Raw genomic sequence first — 19,261 nt, 5'->3', positions numbered from 1 at the left:
AAGGCAGGCACCGCGGGAATGTAAATGCGCGCCGCGCGCGGCGCATTCCGCGGGTGGGCCAAATCCTGCCATGGCCGCGCGGCCTATCATGAAGGCACGGCGGCACGGTGCCCGCGCGCCGTGCGCCTGCACAATGGACCCTGCCAGCCAACCTCCCCTGTTCCTGTGCGGCGATGTGATGACCGGTCGCGGCATCGACCAGATACTGGCGCATCCCAGCCAGCCGCTGCTGCATGAATCGTATGTGCATTCCGCGCTCGACTACGTGCGCCTGGCGGAACGCAGGGCCGGCCCGATCGCGCGCCCCGCCGGGCCGGACTATCCGTGGGGCGATGCGCTGGCGGAACTGGCAAGCCGCGCCGCGCGGCCCTGCATCGTCAACCTGGAAACCGCCATCACCACCAGCGACGATGCCTGGCCCGGCAAGGCCGTGCACTACCGCATGCATCCGCGCAACGTCGATTGCCTGCAGGCCGCCGGCATCGACTGCGCGATGCTCGCCAACAACCATGTACTGGACTGGGGCCGCGCGGGCCTGGCCGATACGCTGGACGCGCTGGACGGCGCGCAGATCGCCCACGCCGGCGCCGGCCCCGACGAGGCCAGCGCCGCACGCGCCGCGGTGCTGGCGCGGCCGGGCGGTGGTCGCGTGGTGGTAATGGCCTTCGCCATGCCGAATGCCGGCACGCCGGCGGCGTGGCGCGCCACCGCGGGGCACTCGGGCGTGAACCTGCTGGACGACTGGTCCGCGGCCTCGCAGCAGCGCATTGCCGCGCAGGCCCGGCAACTGCGGCGCCCCGGCGACGTCATGGTGCTGTCGATCCACTGGGGCCCGAACTGGGGCTACCACATCGATCCCGCGCAACGCGCCTTCGCCCGCGCGCTGGTCGAGCACGCCGGCATCGACATCGTGCACGGGCATTCCTCGCATCACCCGCTGGGCATCGAGCTGCATGCCGGCAAGCCGATCCTGTACGGCTGCGGCGATTTCATCAACGATTACGAGGGCATCGGCGGATACGATACCTACCGCCCGGACCTGGCGCTGATGGCATTCGTCGGCTTCGATGGCGGCGGCAGCGCGGACCTGCGGCTGGTGCCCTTGCGGCGCAGCCACTTCCGGCTGGCGTATGCGCGCGAAGTCGACATGGCATGGCTGCAAGCCATGTTCGAAACACAGGGGCGCGCGCTTGGGACACGCGTGGCGCGCAGCGGACTGCACGAGTTGCGGCTTTGGGCGGCATGAGCGCATGCCCGTCCTGCCACGATTCCGGTACTTGCGAAACGGCCGGCGCCAAAACAGAAAGGCCAGCGCGATGGCTGGCCTTCCCGTTCATTCAAGTGCCACGTGTGTCGGTTCGGTGTAACGCTTCCACAGAGTGCTGATCCGCTTCTGCATTCATTGCCCAACGCTAGCTCAGTCGCCCATCCTGCGGCACCCCAGGACATATCTGCAGGATAGTACAAATCCCCTCGAATCAAAGCGGGATCGAGCAAGCGCGCGATTCAGCCGACGGTGATACGGTCATCGAGCAGCCGGATCTGGCCGCCGGGCTTGTCTTCCATCACTTTGAGCACGCGGCTGCCCACCTGCAGCGTGACCCCGCCATGGATGCGCCGCGGGGCGTCGATGACCGCTTCAGCGGCGGGCTGCATCTGCTGCCCCAGTTCGGTCAGGCGCGCCTCCAGCCCGAACAGGTCGCGCGACAGCTTAAACAGCGTCGCGCGCGCCTTTTCGCGCAGGTCGCCGACGGCGCGCTCCGGGTGCTTGGCAAAGAAGTCCACCAGCTGCCTGACCTTGTTCTGCTCCTCCAGCATGCGCCGGCGCTCAGCCTCGAGCGCGGCGCGCTGCGCGTCGGCAAAGGGATTCAGGCCCACCTGGATGCTGGTGGCGGTGCCGGCCGGCGCGCCCAGCACCGCGGCGCGCACCGCCAGCAAGGCGCGGCTGCGACCGCCGCTGATGCTGCCCTGCACGCCGGTGCCACCCACCACGATGCGCTGGCCCGCGGCGACATCGCTCTGGCGGATGCCGCTGTCGACGGTGACTTCGGTGCCGGCCTCGACCACCGCATTCTCGATGAAGCGCGCCTTCACCGCGCCCTTGCAGCGCACGCTGGCGCGGCTGATACCGCCTTCGGCATGGGCACTTTCGGACTTGCCGATAATGCCGCCCTTGACGATGACGTTGCCACCGGCCTCGACACTGGCGGCTTCGATGGTGCCTTCGACCACCACGTCGCCACTGACATTGACCGACATGCCGGTGCGGATGTCGCCCGACACGCGCAGCGTGCCGTCGAATGCCACGTTGCCGGAATGCAGGTCCACCGACTCCACCTGCACCACCGGACTGACGGAGATGCCGTAGACGCCGACCACCGGCGATCCGGCAATCACCGCGCGCAGCAGTCCAGGGTCGTCCGCATCCGCCGCCGCGCCGGTCAGGCCCTCGGCAAACGGCGGGTCGTCGACCGCATCGGCGGCAATCGGCTTGCCGAACACATCGACACCGGCATGGCCCGGCACCGCCGCAATGCGCCGCATCAGGGGCGTGCCGGGGCTGACCAGCAGCAGGTTGCCCAGCTCGCGCAGGTCGACCTTGCCGGCATCGTCGTCGCTGTGCGCCGGCTTGCGCGGCTCCAGCAGGTTGATAAAGCGCGCCGGCTCGCCCTGCCGCGGCGCAAGGCCTGCGGCGATGGTCCGCAATTCGCAGCCGCCTTCGGCCAGTGCGGCGTCCAGGGCGAGCGACTGGATCGGCGCCACCACGCCGCGCTGCGCCACGGCGCGGCGGATCTCGTCCGCGCTCACCGGCCGGCCGCCTTCCGGCGGCATCAGCGTCAGCCGCACGGCCAGGCCGTCGGCGGTGATGTCGAGCTCGAACGCGCCGTCGATCAGCGCGCCGATGGTGGCATCGATCTCATGCTCGGCCCGCTGGCATTGCGCCAGGAACTGCCCCACCGCACGCGCATCCAGCCGCGCGCCGGACCAGCCCAGCCCCTCCAGGCACTGCTGCAGGGCAGCCGGGTCCGGCGGCAGCCGGCCCGGCTGCGGCGTGTAGCGTGCATGCACCTGTTCGCCCGGCTGGGCAAGCTCCAGGCTCAGTCCCGATTCATGCATCATGCGTCCCCTGAATCGTCTGGCGGCGACGGCGATTGCCGGCGCTCTGCTTGTTATCGATACATCACCAACGGCCGGCGCGCCGGGAACTTTAGCGCACAACATTGCCGTGTCAGGTACCGGGCGACTTTTCGGTAAACTGTCGCCATTCCGGGGCGCGCCGCGCCCCGCCGCCTGTGCAGTCCCTCAATGTCAAATACCCACGAAATCCGCCCCGGCCAGTCCATCGAGCTGCTCAAGGAACTCCATATCCTGACGCGCGACGGCAAGATGAACCAGGACAGCCGGCGCAAGCTCAAGCAGGTCTACCACCTGTTCCAGTTCATCGAACCGCTGCTGCAGGAGGTCAAGGCCGCGCGCGGCCGCGTCACGCTGGTGGACCACGGCGCCGGCAAGTCCTATCTCGGTTTCATCCTGTACGACCTGTTCTTCAAGGCGCTGCAGGACGACTCGCACATCTACGGCATCGAGACCCGTGAAGAACTGGTGAAGACCTCGCAGGCGCTCGCCGCGCGGCTGGGCTTTCCGGGGATGTCGTTCCTGAACCTGTCGGTGGCGGACTCGATCATCTCGCCGCAGCTGCCGCCCACCGTCGACGTGGTCACCGCGCTGCATGCGTGCAATACCGCCACCGACGACGCCATCCGCTTCGCGCTGGCCAAGCGCGCGCAGCACATCGTGCTGGTACCCTGCTGCCAGGCCGAGGTGGCCAGCGTGCTGCGCAAGCACAAGGGCAAGCTGCTGGCGGGCAATCCGCTGACCGAGATCTGGCGCCATCCGCTGCATACGCGCGAGTTCGGCAGCCAGGTGACCAACGTGCTGCGCTGCCTGCAACTGGAGGCGCACGGCTACCAGGTCAACGTGACCGAACTGGTGGGCTGGGAACACTCGATGAAGAACGAACTGATCATCGCCCAGTACAAGGACCTGCCGCGCCGCCGCCCGGCCGAGCGGCTGGAAGAGGTGCTGGAGCGGCTGGGACTGGAAGAGCTGCGCGAGCGCTTCTTCACCGCGCCGGCAGAGGTGGCGTAACTACGCCTTGCCGGGCTCGGACCCGGGCTCGGACCCGGGCTCATCCTCGCCCGCCATCCAGCGTCGCCAGCCCTCGTGGCCGAGGCGGCGCATGACCGCCTGGTTGCGCTCGTAGATGTCCGCCGCATCGGGAAACGCCGCCGCCGCGCGCGCGATCGAGTCCTCGCGCAGCAGGTGCAGGATGGGGTACGGGGCGCGATTGGTGTAGTTCTCGATATCGTCCGGCTCGGTCCCGGCAAACTGGTACTGCGGATGGAAGCTGGCAATCTGCAGCGTGCCGTCCAGCCCCAGGCTGGCGAGCAGGCGCTCGGCAAAGTACAGCAGGTCGTTGAAGTCGAGGAAATCGGCCACCGCGTGCGGCAGGATCAGCAGGGTGGTGTCGATCCGCGCCGGGTCGGCATCGGCCAGCAGGCGCAGTTCGCGCTCCAGGTCGTCCATCACGTCTGGCGCCGCGGTGACGGGGCTGACCACGTAGCGCACCTGCTCCTTCACATACACGCTCTTGGCGAACGGGCACAGGTTGAGCCCGATCACCGCGCGTTCGAGCCAATGGCGGGTGGCGGCGATGACCGCCGCATCGGCGTCGGCGGGCTGACTGGCGGAGTGCGTGACGGAAGACATGATGGCAAGGCGGGGCAAAGCATCATTCTAGCGCTGCCGCAGGCTCTATAATCCGCGGCGGAAACACCCCCGCCCTGCCGAGCCCCGCCAATGCCCTCTACCACCACACCCACCTCTGCCCCAGCCACTCCCGACGTTGCCGTCATCGGCGGCGGCCCGGCCGGGCTGATGGCGGCCGAAGTGCTGGCGGCGCAGGGCGCCCGCGTGGCGGTCTATGACGCGATGCCGTCGGTCGGCCGCAAGTTCCTGATGGCCGGCAAGGGCGGCATGAACCTCACCCATGCCGAGCCGGAGCCGGCCTTCCTGGGCCGCTACGGCGCACGCACCGGTCAACTGGCGCCGATGCTGGCGGACTTCGGCGCGCAGGCGCTGCGCGACTGGGTCCATGGTCTCGGCATCGACACCTTCGTCGGCAGCTCCGGCCGCGTCTTTCCTACCGACATGAAGGCCGCGCCGATGCTGCGCGCGTGGCTGCACCGCCTGCGCGAGTCGGGTGTGCAGTTCCATATGCGGCATCGCTGGCTGGGCTGGGAGGATGGCGACGGCGTACCGCATGCGCTGCGCTTTGCCACGCCGCACGGCGACACGGTCGTCCGCGCACGCGCCGTGGTGCTGGCGCTGGGCGGTGCCAGCTGGGCCAGGCTCGGTTCCGATGGCGCCTGGGTGCCGCGCCTGGCCCAGCGCGGCGTCGAGATCGCGCCGCTGCGGCCGGCCAATTGCGGGTTCGACGTGGCATGGAGCGAGGACTTTTCCACGCGCTTTGCCGGCGCGCCGGTCAAGCCGGTGGCAATCGCGCTGAATGACCGTGACGGACACCTGAACTACCGCCAGGGCGAATTCGTGATCAGCCGCGACGGCATCGAAGGCAGCCTGGTCTACGCGCTGTCGGCACCGATCCGCGACCGCATCGAAGCCGATGGCGAGGCCACCATCCACCTCGACCTGCTGCCGTCGCACAGCGCCGAACAGGTCAGCGCGCAGGTCGAGCATCCGCGCGGCTCGCGTTCGTTGTCGAGCCATCTGCAAAGCCGGCTCGGCATCACCGGCGTCAAGGCCGGCCTGCTGCGCGAATGCCTGTCCCGCGACGCCATGCTCGATCCCGGCACGCTGGCCGTGTCGCTGAAGGCGCTGCCGCTGCGCGTGCTGCGCCCGCGCCCGATCGACGAGGTCATCAGCAGCGCCGGCGGCGTGCGCTTCGAAGCGATGGATGCCAGCCTGATGCTGCGCGCCCTGCCCGGCGTATTCTGCGCGGGCGAGATGCTCGACTGGGAAGCGCCCACCGGGGGCTACCTGCTGACGGCCTGCTTCGCCAGCGGCCGCACTGCGGCGCTGGGGGCCGCGGCTTATCTGACGCGGGCTTGACTACAGAAGACCGGAAGCAGACCGCTACGTCATTCCGCTGCGTCCGCGCGATCGATCCGAACAGGCACGCCGCCCTCAGTCGAGCCGGTGTGCCGCCAGCTCCAGCCTTTCGTTGGCCCGCTCATAGCGCGACGTGAACTCCGCCGTGAACAGTACCACCCGGCCGAGCTCGGGTGCATACCAGACGACCGCCTTGTACGGAACCGAGCCGGTTCCGTTTGCGCCAAAGCCATAGAAGGGACGCTGCACGTAACCCTCGTAGGTAATACGGATAGCGCGGTAGGCACCGGCGGCCACGCGTACGGTCGACTCACCGGTGGCCACGCCATCGAGCTGCGTCTCGAAGCCGGTACCGGCCTGACGATACGACACTCGCCAGCGGTTGCCGGCCTTCACATTGGCCGGCACCCAGCCACCCGGCGGCGCGGCCGAGTCAAACTCGCCGCCTGCCGGCGTGGCAATGCGATCGACACGGCCATCCATCAGTTCGATCCGGCCGCCCTGGTTGAAGATCACGCGATCATTTTCGATCCGGTCCACGCGATACCGCACCTCCTGGCGCGTGCCGGTCAGGGTGTCGGTCAGCTGATAGCGCCATTCCTCGCCGACGCGCGGCGAGCCCGCGTTGCCGCCGACCGGCACGCCCACGGCAGAGGACGGTTGCGCCGCGGCGGCTGCCGCAGTCAGTGCCGTCGCAGACGCCGAGGCAGGTGCCGCGGGCCGGTAGCTCGCCAGCGCTGCGGCGCCGCGCGCGCGGATCTCCGGAATCCACGACGCAGGCACTGCCGCCTGGCGCAGTTGGGCCGGCGCAGGGGCCGGCCCAACTGCGCCAACCAGGATGCCGACCAGGCGCCCGGCCTCGTCGAACAAGCCGCCTCCGGTCGCGCCATCCTCAGGCGCAACGGATGCCTCGATGCGGTCGAGCTTGCCGTTGGCAGCGGCTTGCAGGCCCGCCACGGTCGCCTGGCGCAAACTCACCGCGGTGCTCGCGACCGAGGCAGCCCACACCTTCTGACCGAATCCCGGCGCTGCCCCGGACGCGATCTGCGCGGCAGGCGCGCTCAGGTTGGGTACCTTGAGCAGGCACAGGCCGCGCTCGACGTCGGGCGCCTCCAGCGAGGCGCCGTAGCTGACGTTCTCGCGCCGCACTGCGATCGAGCGCGCGCCGGCCAGCACCTGGCAAGCGGTCACCACCTGCCCCGGCGCAATCACCACGCCCAGCCCCGCGCGCAGCGGCGCTTCCTGCTGGCCGTAGGTGCGCACGGCAAAGATGCTCTGGGAAACGGTGGAGAGCAATGGCTCGGGCCCTACCGCGATGGCAGGCGTGGCAACGATACAAAGCAGGCCGACAGCAGCAGGCAGACAACGTAGGCGCATGGATATGGCTGGGAAACGGAGCAACAATGAGGGCGATGAAGGGCGACAACCAGGACAACCTGGCACCGCGAACCTCAGCGCGGCGGCAACAGATGGCGCAGGTCGTCCATGGCCACCGGCTGTGCGCTGCGCGCCTCGGCCTGCACGGCGACGCGCGGCGCCGCTGACGCGACCGGTTCCTTGGCGTCAGTGCCAGGCAGACCGCCCGACGCGCCAGAACCCGGCACCGCCGTGGCCGGCTTTTCGGCATTGGCTGCGATCAACGTCGCCGGGGCCACGTCGCGCGCATTGATCACAACGGTCTCGCCCATCCCCACGCGGATCAGTTCCGGATAGTCATAGGCTGCGCCGGACGAGGCGTCCACAGCCACACCGATCGCGCCGCCAAAAAGGATATTGCCGAACGCCAGCGCCTTGGTGGCCGATACCACCGTGGCCTGGCCGGTTTCCATGCCATTTTTGTCACAGCGAACCGTCAGGTCGCCGTATGCCCGGCCGACCGTTGCCGTGCCGGGCGTGGTCACATGGAAGGTGCCTTTGCTGTTCACCATCTCGCATCGTGCGCCGGTGACAGGGCTTTGGGACTGGTGGGTTTCGACGGAGACTACCTGGGTCGTGCCACCCACAATCGACGCACAACCGCTCGCCAGACAGGTGCTGACGAGGACCAACGACAAAGATGACCGCATGTTCCCGTAAATTTTGATTTTTTTGGGCGTCTTGTTCTTGTGCCTGGCGTCTTGCAAGCGGCAGGGCGCCGCTAATGTAGCGCGGCGGCCCGTATCGAGCTGCCCCTGCTTTGGTGGGGTAGCCGCCTCGCGGTACCGCTCGTCACGCGCCTGACCGCCAGGACGCCGCCGCTTGCATGCCCGCACGACGCGATGCGGCGCTGACCGGTGCCAGCCGACCGGCATGGCGCGTGGCCACGCCGCCCCAACGGCTGATTATCGACGCAGCGCGACTGCCTTTAGCCGCCGGCGCCGCCCGCGATGCTGAGCGCCACCGCTTCGGCCACTTCGATGCCATCGATCGCCGCGGAATAGATGCCGCCCGCATAGCCCGCGCCTTCGCCCGCCGGATACAGGCCCTTGACGTTGATGCTCTGGTAGTCGTCGTGATTGCGGCGGATGCGCAGCGGCGACGAGGTGCGTGTCTCGACCCCGGTCAGCACCGCGTCGTGCAGTGCAAAGCCGGGCAGCTTCTTGTCGATCTCGGGAATGCCTTCGCGGATCGCCTCGATCACGTAGTCGGGCAACGACGTGCTCAGGTCCGTCGGGGTCACGCCCGGCTTGTAGGAAGGCTCGACCGAGCCCAGCGACGTCGACGCGCGGCCGGCGATAAAATCGCCGACCAGCTGGCCAGGCGCGTTGTAGTTGCCGCCGCCCAGTTCGAACGCGCGCTCTTCCCACTTGCGCTGGAACTCGATGCCGGCCAGCGGGCCGCCCGGGTAATCCTCCGGCGTGATGCCGACCACGATGCCGGCATTGGCATTGCGCTCGGCGCGCTTGTACTGGCTCATGCCGTTGGTCACCACGCGGCCCGGCTCCGATGCCGCGGCCACCACCGTGCCGCCCGGGCACATGCAGAAGCTGTACACCGAACGGCCATTGCTGCAGTGGTGCACCACCTTGTAGTCGGCCGCGCCCAGCAGCTTGTTGCCGGCGAACTTGCCGAAGCGGCTGCGGTTGATCAGCCCCTGCGGATGCTCGATGCGGAAGCCCAGCGAGAACGGCTTGGCCTCCATGAACACGCCGCGCTCGTGCAGCATCTCGAAGGTATCGCGCGCGCTGTGGCCCACCGCCATGATGACGTGGTCGGCCTCGAGATACTCGCCGTTGGACAGCTTCAGGCCGCGCACCTGGCCGCCATCGATATCGATATCGTCGACGCGGGTCTCGAAGCGGATCTCGCCGCCCAGCTCGATGATCTCCGCGCGCATCTTCTCGACCATGCTGACCAGGCGGAAGGTGCCGATATGCGGGCGCGCCTTGTACAGGATGTCTTCCGGCGCGCCGGCGCGCACGAACTCGTTGAGCACCTTGCGGCCATAGTGCTTGGGGTCCTTGATCTGGCTGTACAGCTTGCCGTCAGAGAAAGTGCCTGCGCCGCCTTCGCCGAACTGCACGTTCGACTCCGGATTGAGCACGCTCTTGCGCCACAGGCCGAAGGTGTCCTTGGTGCGCTCGCGCACTTCCTTGCCGCGCTCGAGGATGATGGGGCGGAAGCCCGATTGCGCCAGGATCAGGCCGGCCAGCAGGCCGCACGGCCCCATGCCGATCACCACCGGGCGCGGATGCGTGCCGCCCTGCGGCGCGCGCGCGACGAAGTGGTACGCCATGTCGGGCGTCACGCTCCAGTTCGGCTTGCCGGCCATGCGGCGGATGGCCGCGGCCTCGTCGCGCACCTCGATATCGATGATGTAGGTCAGCTTGATATCGGAGCGCTTGCGCGCATCGTGGGCGCGGCGGAATACGGTATAGCCGATCAGGCCGTCTCCCTTGACGCCGATCTGCGCGGCACCGGCGCGAACGGCGGCGTCGAGGTCGCTTTCGGTATGGTCGAGCGGGAGTTTGACTTCACTTAGACGTAGCATGGGGAACCCGGGAACTGCGGCCGGGGGGTTGGGCACACCAATGTGCCAGGCCGGCCGGAGCGCAATTTTATCGCCTTTGGCGCGCCGGGTCGGGAATCCGCAGCGGGACTGGCTGGGCGGCCGGACGCGCACGGTGCCAGGGCAACGCCAGCCGCGCCCGCAGCCGCGCCAGCCACCCCGGCGGCACCGTGACCGACAACGCTGCGCCCCGGCTCGCCGACACCGTCAGCCAGCCGCGCGCGGCAACGACCCAGGTGTCGCCCGCGCGCAGGTGCCGCTGCGGCACGTGGCAGTGGCCGGCGAGCCATTGCATCGGCCCGGCCAGCGCCATCTCGCCGGCGGCGGCATGCAAAACGGTGCCGGGCGCCACATGCAGCCGCAGGGCCTGGCCCGCCGGCAGTGGCATCAGGGTCGGGGTGTGGTCGAGATCGCTTGGCATGGCAGGACTCCGGTAGCTGGCACAGGACTCCAGCGTATCGACCGCCTCGCAAGCGCGGCAGGCACAAGGCCACATCGCGGCGACCGGAACAGCAACCGGGATTTCCGCCTGTTACGATACAGAGCCCCCGCCTCTGTATCTGTACCGATGCGGCCCCGCCACGCCACCATGCCCCCATGGAAACCACCCCGCTCTATCGCCAGCTTGCCGGCCATTACCGTCGCGCCATTGACTCCGGCACGCTTGCCGCTGGCGACCGCATGCCGTCGGTGCGCGCGCTGATGGCACTGCACGGCGTGAGCCTGTCGACGGCGCTGCAGGCCTGCCGGCAACTGGAAAGCGACGGCCTGCTCGAAGCGCGGCCGCGCTCGGGCTACTTCGTGGCCGCGCCGCGGCGCGCAGCGCTGGCCGCGCTGTCCGAGCCCGCCGCCGCGCTGCCCGACCCGGCCCAGTACGTCGGCATCCACCAGCGCATTTCCGGCCTGCTCGCGCGCGGCCAGCACGAGCACGTGCACACCAACCTGGGTGGCGCCTACTGCGCGCCTTCGCTGTACCCGACCGAGGCCCTGCGCGGCGCCGCGGCACGTGCGCTGCGCCGGCATCCGCAGCTGTTCGGCGAGGGCGTCGAGCCCGATGGCTACCAGCCGCTGCGCGCGGCGATCGCGCGGCAGGCGCTGCGCAACCGCGTGCAGCTGGCCCCGGAAGAGATCGTCATCACCAACGGCTGCACCGAAGCGCTGAACCTCGCCTTGCGCGCGGTCGCGGGCCCGGGCGATGTGATCGCGGTGGAGTCCCCTACTTACTACGGCCTGCTGCAGATCCTGGAAAGCCTGGGCATGCGCGCGCTCGAGATCCCGTGCAGCCCGCAGACCGGCATCTCGCTCGAGGCGCTGGAGCTGGCCGCGCAGCACTACGACAACATCCGCGCGGTTGCGGTGGTGCCGAACCTGCAGAACCCGCTCGGCTGCATCATGCCCGACGCGCACAAGGCGCGGCTGGTGCAATGGTGCGAGGCACGCGGCATCGCGCTGATCGAGGACGACTGCTTTTCCGCCACCGCCGACAGCGACGCGCCGCCGGCCGCGGCCAAGGCCTGGGATGGCAGCGGCAACGTGATCCACTGCGCTTCGCTGCACAAGGTGCTGGCGCCCGGCATGCGGCTGGGCTGGATCGCGGCGGGCAAATGGCAGGCTCGCGTCGAGATGCTGAAGTTCGGGCTGTCGCGGCCCAACGAGATGCTGTCGCAGATGGCCGCCGCCGACTTCCTGGCATCGGGCGCGCATGACCGCCACCTGCGTCGGCTGCGCACGCGGCTGCGCGCACAGCGCGAATGGTTCACGCAGGCCATCGCCGCCGGGTTTCCCGCCGGCACGCGCCTGGGCGCGCCGCGCGGCGGCATGCACCTGTGGGTGGAGCTGCCCGCGCAGGTCTCGTCCGAGGCGGTGTTCGACCAGGCGCTGCAGGCCGGCATCCGCGTCATGCCGGGCGTGATGTTCTCCAACGCGGGGCGCTTCGACCACTGCCTGCGCATCAACTGCGGCGCCCCGCGCTCCGCGCAGATCGAGCGCGCGCTCGGCACGCTCGCCACGATCGTGCAGCGGCTGGCGGGCTGAGCGCCGCGGCTGCCGCCGCCAGGCGCGGCGCCGATTTGCAACAACCTTCCCTTTTTGCCGGCGGCTCGCCTATCCTAGTGCGCTGGTGCGCAGGCGCCCGCCCGGCTGGTCCCCGGAGACCTGATTGCATCGGTTGCCCACGGCCGCCGCGCGCCTCCACGACAAGAACAAGGAGAATGGCCTTGACCAGTACATCCGTGGCGCCGTCCGCCGGACAGGGTAGCGGCGACCCTGCCCGCACCCTTCCCGACGATTACCAGGCCCTGTTCCAGCTGGCACCCGTGTCGCTGTGGCTGGAAGACTTCAGCGCGGTGCGCGAGTGTTTCGCGCAATGGCGGCAGCAGGGCATCACCGACGTGCGCGCGCACCTGCGCGCCGACCCGCGGCGGGTGGCGCAGTGTTCCGCGCTGATCCGCGTGATCGCGGTGAACCGGCGCACGCTGGAGCTGTTCCGCGCGGCCGACCTCGACGACCTGGTGAACAACCTCGACACCGTGTTCCGCGACGACATGTTCGAGCAGCATGTCGAAGAACTCGGCCAGCTGTGGGACGGCGCCAACGGCTTTGCCAGCCAGACCGTCAACTACGCGCTGGACGGCGCGCGGCTCGACATCCAGCTGGAGGCCACGGTGATGCCGGGCCACGAACAGACCTGGGAACGCGTGCTGCTGTCGATCGAGGACATCACCCCGCGCCTGCGCACCGAGCGCGAGCTGCGCCGCAGCGAGCAGTATGCGCTGGGCCTGTTCGAGCATTCGCCGGTGTCGCTGTGGGTCGAGGACTTCAGCGCGGTCAAGGTGCTGATCGACGAGGTGCGCGCCGCCGGCATTACCGACTTCCGCACCTTCCTCAACGTCCATCCCGATTTTATCTCGCGCTGCATGCAGGAAATCCGCGTGCTCGATGTCAACCAGCAGACCCTGCTGATGTTCGGCGCGGACAGCAAGGCGACGCTGCTGTCGCGGCTCGGCGACGTGTTCCGCGACGACATGCGCATCCATTTTGCCGAGCAGCTGATCGACCTGTGGCATGGCCGGCTGTGGCAGCAGCGCGAGGTCATCAACTACGCGCTCGACGGCCGCGCCGTCGACGTGTTCATGCAGTGGTCGGTGTTTCCCGGGCGCGAAGCGGACTGGGACCAGGTGCTGGTGTCGCTGACCGATATCACGGCGCGCAAGAAGGCCGAGGCCTATGTCGAATTCCTCGGCAAGCATGACGTGCTGACCAAGCTCTACAACCGCGCCTACTATGAGGACGAACTGGCGCGGCTGGGCCGCAAGGGCCCGTGGCCGGTGAGCGTGGTGGCGGTCGACCTGAACGGGCTCAAGCTCGTCAACGACCAGTTCGGCCACGCCGACGGCGACAGCCTGTTGCGCCGCACCGGCGAGGCGCTGAAGAAAGCCGTGGGTGAGCAAGCCTGCGTGGCGCGCACCGGCGGCGACGAGTTCATGGTGCTGCTGCCCGGCCGCGACGAGCGCGGCGCCGCCACCGTGGTCGAGCAGATCGGCAAGGTGGTCGAGCTGAACAACCAGTTCTACCCCGGCACGCGGCTCAGCTTCTCCATCGGCCACGCCACCTGCCAGGAAGGCGAACGCCTGGGCGACATCGTCAAGCTGGCCGACAGCCGCATGTACCAGGCCAAGCGCGACCACTACGCCGCGCTTGCCAACGAACGCCGCCGCGACTGAAGGCCGGGCGCTATTGCGAGATGCTCAGCCCGGCGTGCACTCGCCGCGCATCAGCGCCCATTCCTCGCACTGCTTGCCCGACGGGAAGGTGCAGATGCCGGTCTGGCCCGCCGGCGTCGTCACGATCTGCAGCTTGCCGCCGCGCTGCGCGCAGTTGACCGAGGCAGGGTTGGCCATGCCGACGGCGGCCCCGCTGCTGGCCGGGCTGGCGGGGCGCTCGGCAGGCTTGGTGGTGCAGGCGGCCGCGGCAAGGCTGGCAGCCAGCCCGAGGGCTACGGGAAGAAAGCGCATCGGCATCTCCGGCAGGAAGCAAACAGGTCCGCAAAACGAAAGAGCCGGCTGGCGCCGGCTCTCTTGCTGCTTACAGGTAGACGATCAAACCCACGCCCAGCACGATCAGGCCGAACTTGGCCACGTAGTAGAGCTGGCGGTTCCAGGCCTTGAAGCGGCGGCGATACTGGCCGCCCAGCCAGACAAAGCGGAACAGCCGGTTGATCATGCCGGTCTGGTCGTGCTCGTCGTTGGGCGAGCTGGCCGCGGTCATGACCTTGCGGCCCATCCAGTGGTTGAATTTCGCGGCCCAGCCATAGCGCATCGGGCGCTCGATATCGCAGAACAGGATCAGCCGGTTGGCGTCGCTGCGGTTCTCGGCCCAGTGCAGGTAGGTCTCGTCGAACACCACGCCCTCGCCGTCGCGCCAGCTGTGGCGCTCGCCATCGACCTCGATAAAGCAGCGGTCGTCGTTCGGCGTGGCCAGGCCCAGGTGATAGCGCAGCGAGCCGGCAAACGGGTCGCGGTGCGGATTGAGCTTGCCGCCCGGCGGCAGCTCGGCGAACATCGCCGCCTTGACGGTGGGCAGCTCGCGCAGCAGCGCGACGGTCTTGGGGCACAGCTGCTCGGCAGACGGGTGCTGGGCCTCGTACCACTTCAGGTAGAAACGCTTCCAGCCGTACTTGAAGAAGGAATTGAAGCCGGCGTCGTCGTTCTTGTCGGCGGCCTTGATCTTGCGCATCGCCGCCAGTGCCAGGCCTTCATCGCGGATCTCGGGCCAGGCGGCGCGCAGTTTTTCCAGGTCAGGGAAATTGTCGACCGGGATATACGGGGTGCGCGGCACGCCCGAGAACGCGTACATGAAGCAGTTGATCGGGGCCACCAGGGCCGAATGGTCCAGCAGCTGGCGCCACAGGCGCAGGCGCACCTTGCCGCGGAAGTGCACATACAGGATGGCACCGAGGTAGCCCGCGACGATTATCCACTTGATCACCGAAATCCTCCTGGTCAGCCGCCTGCGCCGCACGGCGTGCCGCGGCCCGGCTGGGTGAAAACCCGCATTTTAGCGAAACGGCGCGGGCACCGCAGCTTGCGCCGGCTGCGGCACATGACAGGCCCGGCGGCATTGCCGGGCGGACCACGCCTCAGGCGCCGCCGCGCGACTGGCGGGCGATGCGCTCGATCAGCGCGCGCGCGTCGTCGGGCTGGCCCTTCAGCGTCAGCAGGCGCGCGTTCAGGACCAGGTTCTCCAGCACCAGCTTGGCGGTCGAAGCCCACATCGTGGCCAGCAGCGCCTCCACCGGCAGGCCGGACGCTTCCAGCTCGCTGGAGCGTTCGGCGATCAGGCGGCAGGCCAGCCGGCGCAGCGCGGCGTCGTCGAACGGCAGGTCGGCGTAGTCGATCGGATCTTCCTTTTCGACTTCCGTCATCAGTTGCAGCAGGGTGTCTTCGGTCATGGGCAGACTCCTGGCGGGGGGACGTCACACTACACGCGGAAATCGGCGGCCATGTCGGCGTCGGTGCGCGCTTCCAGGCGCCCCGAGCGACAGGCGGCGACAAACTGGTCGTAGTCGCGCTCGACCTGGTCGGCATAGCCATTGGCATAGCCTACCATCACGTCGGCCATGCGGTCGCTGCGGCCCAGGTAGCCGCTGACTTCCGCGGCCAGGCCGCTGGCCTTGGCGTGGGCCCGTGCCAGCACCCAGCCGCACAGCGCGGCATAGCGGCCGAGCAGGTCGGCATCCATCAGTTCGATCTGTGCCGACAGCTTCATGTCGCGCAGCTGCCGCATATAGAAGTGCCGCCCGCGCGGGCCCTTGGTCCAGCCCAGAAACAGGTCGCTCGCCGCCTGCATCAGGCGCTGGCCCTCGACCACGCGGCGGCCCTCATGCGCGCACGGCGCGCTCTTGTAGTAGCGCGCCACCACCGAGCGGGTCGCCTCCTTCACCTGCAGGAACAGCGGCTTGTCATGCTGGTCCACCAGCAGCTGGATCAGGCAGCGGGTGCCGACGCTGCCCACCCCCACCACCTTGAAGGCCTGGTCATGGCGGGTGAAGTGCTCCAGCAGCCGGCGCCGGTCCGGCGCCAGCGTCGACAGGTACTCCTTGAACGCCTGCGCAATTGCCTGTTCCGGATCGGCCAGGGTCATCCAGTCGTCGCCCGCTTCGAACAGGGTCTGCCTGCCGTGCACATGGAACACGGCGGGCGGCGCGTCGAGGATCTTCCAGCGCTCGCCGATGCGCTCGGCAAGCTTGGGCAGCAGCGATTCATGGGTGCGGTCGGCGGCGCGCTCCATGCCGCGCCGGATGCGTTTCTGGATCTCGGGCGAGGTCTCTTCCTCGATCAGCCGGTCGAAGGTGATGCGGTCGTACCAGGTGTCGAGCATGCCCATCCCGGCGTAGGCGGCCATGCGCCGCCGATAGCTGCCGACGGCCGCGCGCACCGCGTCTTCCGCCACCCCGGGGCCGTGCCGCAGGTGGCGCACCGCCACCACGAAGCTTGCGCACAGGCGCTTCAGATCCCACTCCCACGGACCGGGGCTGGTTTCGTCGAAATCGTTGAGGTCGAACAGCAGCGCGCGCTCGGGCGTGGCAAAACCGCCGAAGTTGGCCAGGTGGCAGTCGCCGCAGATCTGCATGAGCAGGCCGGAATCGGGCGTGCCGGCGAGATCGTGCGCCTGCAGGATGGCGCTGCCGCGGAAGAAGGCAAACGGGGACTGGACCATGCGGCCGTAGCGCAGCGGCACCAGCCGGGGCACCCGGCCCTCGCTGCTGAGCTGCAGCAGCGCGACCGGATCGCGGTCGACCTGGCCGATGGCCTCGTGCGCGCCGCGCGGCACCTGCTGGCGCAGCGCCTTGCCGCGCTCGCGCCGGGTTTCGACCGGCGTGGCATCGGCATCCGGTGCCGGCGCCGAGGGGCTTTCCTGACGTATCGCCACATTGCCTCCCATGCCGGCGCCGCCGGCCGTTGCCAGATGTGCAGTCGCTGCAACAGAAGCTAATGCAGCGCGCGCCGGCTTGTCAATCGACAAGCCGGCGCGCTGCGCTCAGACGGGCAGGCGGGACAGCGGCTTCAGAGCGCCGGCGGCTGGCGGCGGAAGCCGACGCCGAAGCGGTTCCACGCGTTGATGGCCGCGATCAGCAGCGTCAGGTCAGCCATTTCCTTTTCGGAGAACTGCTCGCGCAGGGCCTGGTAGTCGGCATCCGGCGCCTGGCTTTGCGGCAGCAGCGTCAGCGCCTCGGTCCACGCCAGCGCGGCGCGCTCGCGCGGGGTGAACCAGCTGACTTCGCGCCAGGCCGGCAGCAGGTTCAGGCGGCGCTCGCTTTCACCGTGCTTGCGCGCGTCGGTCACGTGCATGTCCAGGCAGAAGGCGCAGCCGTTGATCTGCGAGGCGCGGATCTTGACCAGTTCCTTGAGCGTGGTTTCCAGCGAGCAGCGCGCCAGGTAGACCTCGACGCCGACCATTGCCTTGTAGGCGTCGGGGGCCACGTCTTGCCAGTTCATCCGTTCTTCCATGATCGATCTCCTTAAGCAGGTTCAGCAAGTTGAGCAGGTTGGATTCGGGTTCGATGCAGCGGGCGCTGGTCTGGCGCCCGACGGAATGAAAGATAGACGCCTGCATTGGCTCCGTACACTGCCAATTTTTGGCAAAATCAGTAGACCAATCGAGATCGACGCCATACGCCATGGAACTGCACCTCGCCCTGGACCACGCCGGCGACCTGACCGCGCAGATCGTCCACCACATCCGCGACGCGATCCAGGGCGGCCGGCTGGAAGCCGGCGCGCGCATGCCGCCGTCGCGCCTGCTCGGCACGCAGCTGGGCGTGGCGCGCAAGACCGTGACCACCGCCTACGAGCGGCTGGTGGCTGAAGGCTGGCTGCACGCGCGCGTCGGCGACGGCACCTATGTCTCCCAGGGCCTGGCGCGGCCGGCGGTGCGCATTGCCGCGGCGCCGGTGCTGCCGCCGGCGGTGCAGCGCTGGCTGGCCGTGCCGACGCCGTTCCTGGCCCCGACGAGCGGCGCACGCTACGCCTTCCAGCCCGGCCAGGCCGAGACCACCCGCTTTCCACATGAAGCCTGGGCGCGCTGCGTGCGCGCGGCGCTCGCGGCCGAGCGCACGCGCACACCCGGCCCCGCCGATGCCGCCGGCGAGATGCCGCTGCGCCAGGCGATCGCGCGCCATATCGCCTTTACCCGCGGCGTGCAGAGTGCGCCGACCGACATCCTCGTCACCAGCGGCGCGCAACAGGGCATCGACCTGCTGGCGCGGCTGCTGCTCGGGCCGGGCGCGGTGGTGGCGATGGAGGACCCCGGCTACCCGATGGCGCGCGCCTTGTTCCAGGGCCTCGGCGCGCGGGTCATGCCGGTGCCGGTCGACGACGAAGGGCTGGTGGTGGCGGCGCTGCCCAACGACGCCACCCTGGTCTATGTCACGCCCTCGCACCAGTCGCCGCTGGGCGTGCCGATGAGCCTGTCGCGGCGCCAGGCCCTGCTCGACTGGGCCGCGCGCCGCCATGCGGTGATCCTCGAAGACGACTACGACAGCGAGTTCCGCTACGGCGGCCAGGCGCTGGATGCGCTGCAGACGCTGGACCGGCACGGCCGCGTGGTCTACCTGGGCACGTTCTCCAAGACCCTGGCGGCCAACCTGCGCGGCGGCTACGTGGTGGTGCCGCCGTGGCTGATGCCGGCGGCGCGCAAGGTCAAGCATCTGATGGACTGGTACACACCGACGCTGCTGCAGCAGGCGCTGGCGCGCTTTCTGGCGGAAGGCCACTTGCTGCGCCATATCCGGCGTTCGCACGCGCGCCATGCCCAGCGCCGCGCGCGCTTGCTGGCGCGGCTGCAGGGTGACCTGTCGCCGTGGCTGGAGCCGCTGCCGGCGGTGGCCGGCTTCCACCTGGCGGCACGGCTGCGGGTGCCGGTGGCCACCGAGGCGCTGGTGTCGATGGCACGGCTGGCGGATCTGGAACTGGCCACGCTGGACCCTTGCTATGCCAGCCCGCCACCCAGTTGTGCCGGGCTGCTGCTGGGCTTCGGCGCGATCGACCTGCTGGATATCGACCCTGCCCTGGACCGGCTGGCGATGGTACTCTCTGCCTTGGCTCCCGCCCCGCCGCGCCCCGCGTGATGCGGCCGGCACCG

General features: G+C 69.2%; 17 protein-coding genes. 6 read left to right on the top strand and 11 right to left on the bottom strand.

From position 1 onward, the window contains the following. Positions 1-88 precede the first annotated feature (88 nt). Positions 89-1,246 carry a CapA family protein gene (locus GA0116996_RS06580; protein ID WP_092308426.1) on the top strand — a complete coding sequence of 386 codons (1,158 nt, stop codon included), beginning with the start codon at positions 89-91 and terminating at the stop codon, positions 1,244-1,246. 260 nt (positions 1,247-1,506) lie between these two features. Here GA0116996_RS06580 and GA0116996_RS06575 read toward each other — a convergent pair whose 3' ends face one another. Further along, the gene (locus GA0116996_RS06575; protein ID WP_092308348.1) at positions 1,507-3,120 is read right to left on the bottom strand and encodes a DUF342 domain-containing protein; all 1,614 of its coding nucleotides are present in this window, start codon (positions 3,118-3,120) and stop codon (positions 1,507-1,509) included. Positions 3,121-3,306: 186 nt separating this feature from the next. Between GA0116996_RS06575 and GA0116996_RS06570 the strand changes: the two genes are divergently transcribed. Continuing rightward, on the top strand, positions 3,307-4,149 hold the full coding sequence (locus tag GA0116996_RS06570; RefSeq protein ID WP_092308346.1) for a class I SAM-dependent methyltransferase: 843 nt from the start codon (positions 3,307-3,309) through the stop codon (positions 4,147-4,149). Here the strand turns inward: GA0116996_RS06570 and GA0116996_RS06565 are convergent, their stop codons facing one another. Next, positions 4,150-4,770, bottom strand: coding sequence for a DUF1415 domain-containing protein (locus GA0116996_RS06565; protein ID WP_092308345.1), 621 nt, complete (start codon positions 4,768-4,770; stop codon positions 4,150-4,152). Positions 4,771-4,860: 90 nt separating this feature from the next. On the opposite strand from GA0116996_RS06565, the gene GA0116996_RS06560 reads away from it, so the two are divergent. Beyond that, positions 4,861-6,132: a TIGR03862 family flavoprotein gene (locus GA0116996_RS06560; protein WP_092308343.1), complete on the top strand. Its 1,272-nt coding sequence runs from the start codon at positions 4,861-4,863 to the stop codon at positions 6,130-6,132. A 75-nt stretch (positions 6,133-6,207) separates the two neighbouring features. Here the strand turns inward: GA0116996_RS06560 and GA0116996_RS06555 are convergent, their stop codons facing one another. From GA0116996_RS06555 to GA0116996_RS06540, 4 genes are all read right to left on the bottom strand, one after another. Next, positions 6,208-7,428 (bottom strand): S1 family peptidase, encoded by a 1,221-nt coding sequence (locus GA0116996_RS06555; protein WP_165835195.1) that lies wholly within the window; start codon positions 7,426-7,428, stop codon positions 6,208-6,210. A gap of 155 nt (positions 7,429-7,583) precedes the next feature. After that, positions 7,584-8,423: a hypothetical protein gene (locus GA0116996_RS27930; RefSeq protein ID WP_141693717.1), complete on the bottom strand. Its 840-nt coding sequence runs from the start codon at positions 8,421-8,423 to the stop codon at positions 7,584-7,586. A 53-nt stretch (positions 8,424-8,476) separates the two neighbouring features. Further along, on the bottom strand, positions 8,477-10,102 hold the full coding sequence (locus tag GA0116996_RS06545) for an NAD(P)/FAD-dependent oxidoreductase (RefSeq protein WP_092308338.1): 1,626 nt from the start codon (positions 10,100-10,102) through the stop codon (positions 8,477-8,479). 67 nt (positions 10,103-10,169) lie between these two features. After that, positions 10,170-10,541: a hypothetical protein gene (locus tag GA0116996_RS06540; protein WP_092308336.1), complete on the bottom strand. Its 372-nt coding sequence runs from the start codon at positions 10,539-10,541 to the stop codon at positions 10,170-10,172. Positions 10,542-10,717: 176 nt separating this feature from the next. Between GA0116996_RS06540 and GA0116996_RS06535 the strand changes: the two genes are divergently transcribed. Together GA0116996_RS06535 and GA0116996_RS06530 are read left to right on the top strand one after the other, a co-directional pair. After that, positions 10,718-12,154: an aminotransferase-like domain-containing protein gene (locus tag GA0116996_RS06535; RefSeq protein ID WP_092308334.1), complete on the top strand. Its 1,437-nt coding sequence runs from the start codon at positions 10,718-10,720 to the stop codon at positions 12,152-12,154. A 176-nt stretch (positions 12,155-12,330) separates the two neighbouring features. Continuing rightward, positions 12,331-13,842, top strand: a complete 1,512-nt coding sequence (locus GA0116996_RS06530) for a sensor domain-containing diguanylate cyclase (protein WP_244159769.1) — start codon at positions 12,331-12,333, stop codon at positions 13,840-13,842. A gap of 24 nt (positions 13,843-13,866) precedes the next feature. Here GA0116996_RS06530 and GA0116996_RS06525 read toward each other — a convergent pair whose 3' ends face one another. The 5 genes from GA0116996_RS06525 to GA0116996_RS06505 form a co-directional block, all read right to left on the bottom strand. Continuing rightward, positions 13,867-14,133, bottom strand: coding sequence for a putative hemolysin (locus GA0116996_RS06525; RefSeq protein WP_092308332.1), 267 nt, complete (start codon positions 14,131-14,133; stop codon positions 13,867-13,869). Between the two features lie 70 nt (positions 14,134-14,203). Then, entirely contained in the window at positions 14,204-15,106 is a 903-nt protein-coding gene (lpxO, locus tag GA0116996_RS06520; protein WP_092308330.1) for a lipid A hydroxylase LpxO, read from the bottom strand. Positions 15,107-15,257: 151 nt separating this feature from the next. Then, positions 15,258-15,569 carry a hypothetical protein gene (locus tag GA0116996_RS06515; protein WP_092308328.1) on the bottom strand — a complete coding sequence of 104 codons (312 nt, stop codon included), beginning with the start codon at positions 15,567-15,569 and terminating at the stop codon, positions 15,258-15,260. 29 nt (positions 15,570-15,598) lie between these two features. Next, positions 15,599-17,062, bottom strand: a complete 1,464-nt coding sequence (locus tag GA0116996_RS06510) for a DUF2252 domain-containing protein (RefSeq protein ID WP_092308326.1) — start codon at positions 17,060-17,062, stop codon at positions 15,599-15,601. 122 nt (positions 17,063-17,184) lie between these two features. After that, positions 17,185-17,628 carry a carboxymuconolactone decarboxylase family protein gene (locus GA0116996_RS06505; RefSeq protein WP_092308324.1) on the bottom strand — a complete coding sequence of 148 codons (444 nt, stop codon included), beginning with the start codon at positions 17,626-17,628 and terminating at the stop codon, positions 17,185-17,187. A gap of 170 nt (positions 17,629-17,798) precedes the next feature. Between GA0116996_RS06505 and pdxR the strand changes: the two genes are divergently transcribed. Then, a complete protein-coding gene (gene pdxR, locus GA0116996_RS06500) occupies positions 17,799-19,247 on the top strand; it encodes a MocR-like pyridoxine biosynthesis transcription factor PdxR (protein WP_092308322.1) in 1,449 nt (482 codons plus the stop codon). Positions 19,248-19,261 lie beyond the last annotated feature (14 nt).

Origin of the sequence: Cupriavidus alkaliphilus (assembly GCF_900094595.1) — a bacterium.
Lineage (GTDB): Bacteria > Pseudomonadota > Gammaproteobacteria > Burkholderiales > Burkholderiaceae > Cupriavidus > Cupriavidus alkaliphilus.
The sequence above is the reverse complement of the archived record's forward strand: the minus strand, read 5'-3'. Positions and strand labels throughout refer to the sequence as shown.

What these genes read in the sequence shown, in the direction of transcription:
- GA0116996_RS06580 (WP_092308426.1), top strand. Translation starts at nt 89, where the DNA reads ATGAAGGCACGGCGGCACGGTGCCCGCGCGCCGTGCGCCTGCACAATG.
- GA0116996_RS06575 (WP_092308348.1), bottom strand. Translation starts at nt 3,120, where the DNA reads ATGATGCATGAATCGGGACTGAGCCTGGAGCTTGCCCAGCCGGGCGAA.
- GA0116996_RS06570 (WP_092308346.1), top strand. Translation starts at nt 3,307, where the DNA reads ATGTCAAATACCCACGAAATCCGCCCCGGCCAGTCCATCGAGCTGCTC.
- GA0116996_RS06565 (WP_092308345.1), bottom strand. Translation starts at nt 4,770, where the DNA reads ATGTCTTCCGTCACGCACTCCGCCAGTCAGCCCGCCGACGCCGATGCG.
- GA0116996_RS06560 (WP_092308343.1), top strand. Translation starts at nt 4,861, where the DNA reads ATGCCCTCTACCACCACACCCACCTCTGCCCCAGCCACTCCCGACGTT.
- GA0116996_RS27930 (WP_141693717.1), bottom strand. Translation starts at nt 8,423, where the DNA reads ATGCCGGTCGGCTGGCACCGGTCAGCGCCGCATCGCGTCGTGCGGGCA.
- GA0116996_RS06545 (WP_092308338.1), bottom strand. Translation starts at nt 10,102, where the DNA reads ATGCTACGTCTAAGTGAAGTCAAACTCCCGCTCGACCATACCGAAAGC.
- GA0116996_RS06540 (WP_092308336.1), bottom strand. Translation starts at nt 10,541, where the DNA reads ATGCCAAGCGATCTCGACCACACCCCGACCCTGATGCCACTGCCGGCG.
- GA0116996_RS06535 (WP_092308334.1), top strand. Translation starts at nt 10,718, where the DNA reads ATGGAAACCACCCCGCTCTATCGCCAGCTTGCCGGCCATTACCGTCGC.
- GA0116996_RS06530 (WP_244159769.1), top strand. Translation starts at nt 12,331, where the DNA reads ATGGCCTTGACCAGTACATCCGTGGCGCCGTCCGCCGGACAGGGTAGC.
- GA0116996_RS06525 (WP_092308332.1), bottom strand. Translation starts at nt 14,133, where the DNA reads ATGCGCTTTCTTCCCGTAGCCCTCGGGCTGGCTGCCAGCCTTGCCGCG.
- GA0116996_RS06515 (WP_092308328.1), bottom strand. Translation starts at nt 15,569, where the DNA reads ATGACCGAAGACACCCTGCTGCAACTGATGACGGAAGTCGAAAAGGAA.
- GA0116996_RS06510 (WP_092308326.1), bottom strand. Translation starts at nt 17,062, where the DNA reads ATGGGAGGCAATGTGGCGATACGTCAGGAAAGCCCCTCGGCGCCGGCA.
- GA0116996_RS06505 (WP_092308324.1), bottom strand. Translation starts at nt 17,628, where the DNA reads ATGGAAGAACGGATGAACTGGCAAGACGTGGCCCCCGACGCCTACAAG.
- pdxR (WP_092308322.1), top strand. Translation starts at nt 17,799, where the DNA reads ATGGAACTGCACCTCGCCCTGGACCACGCCGGCGACCTGACCGCGCAG.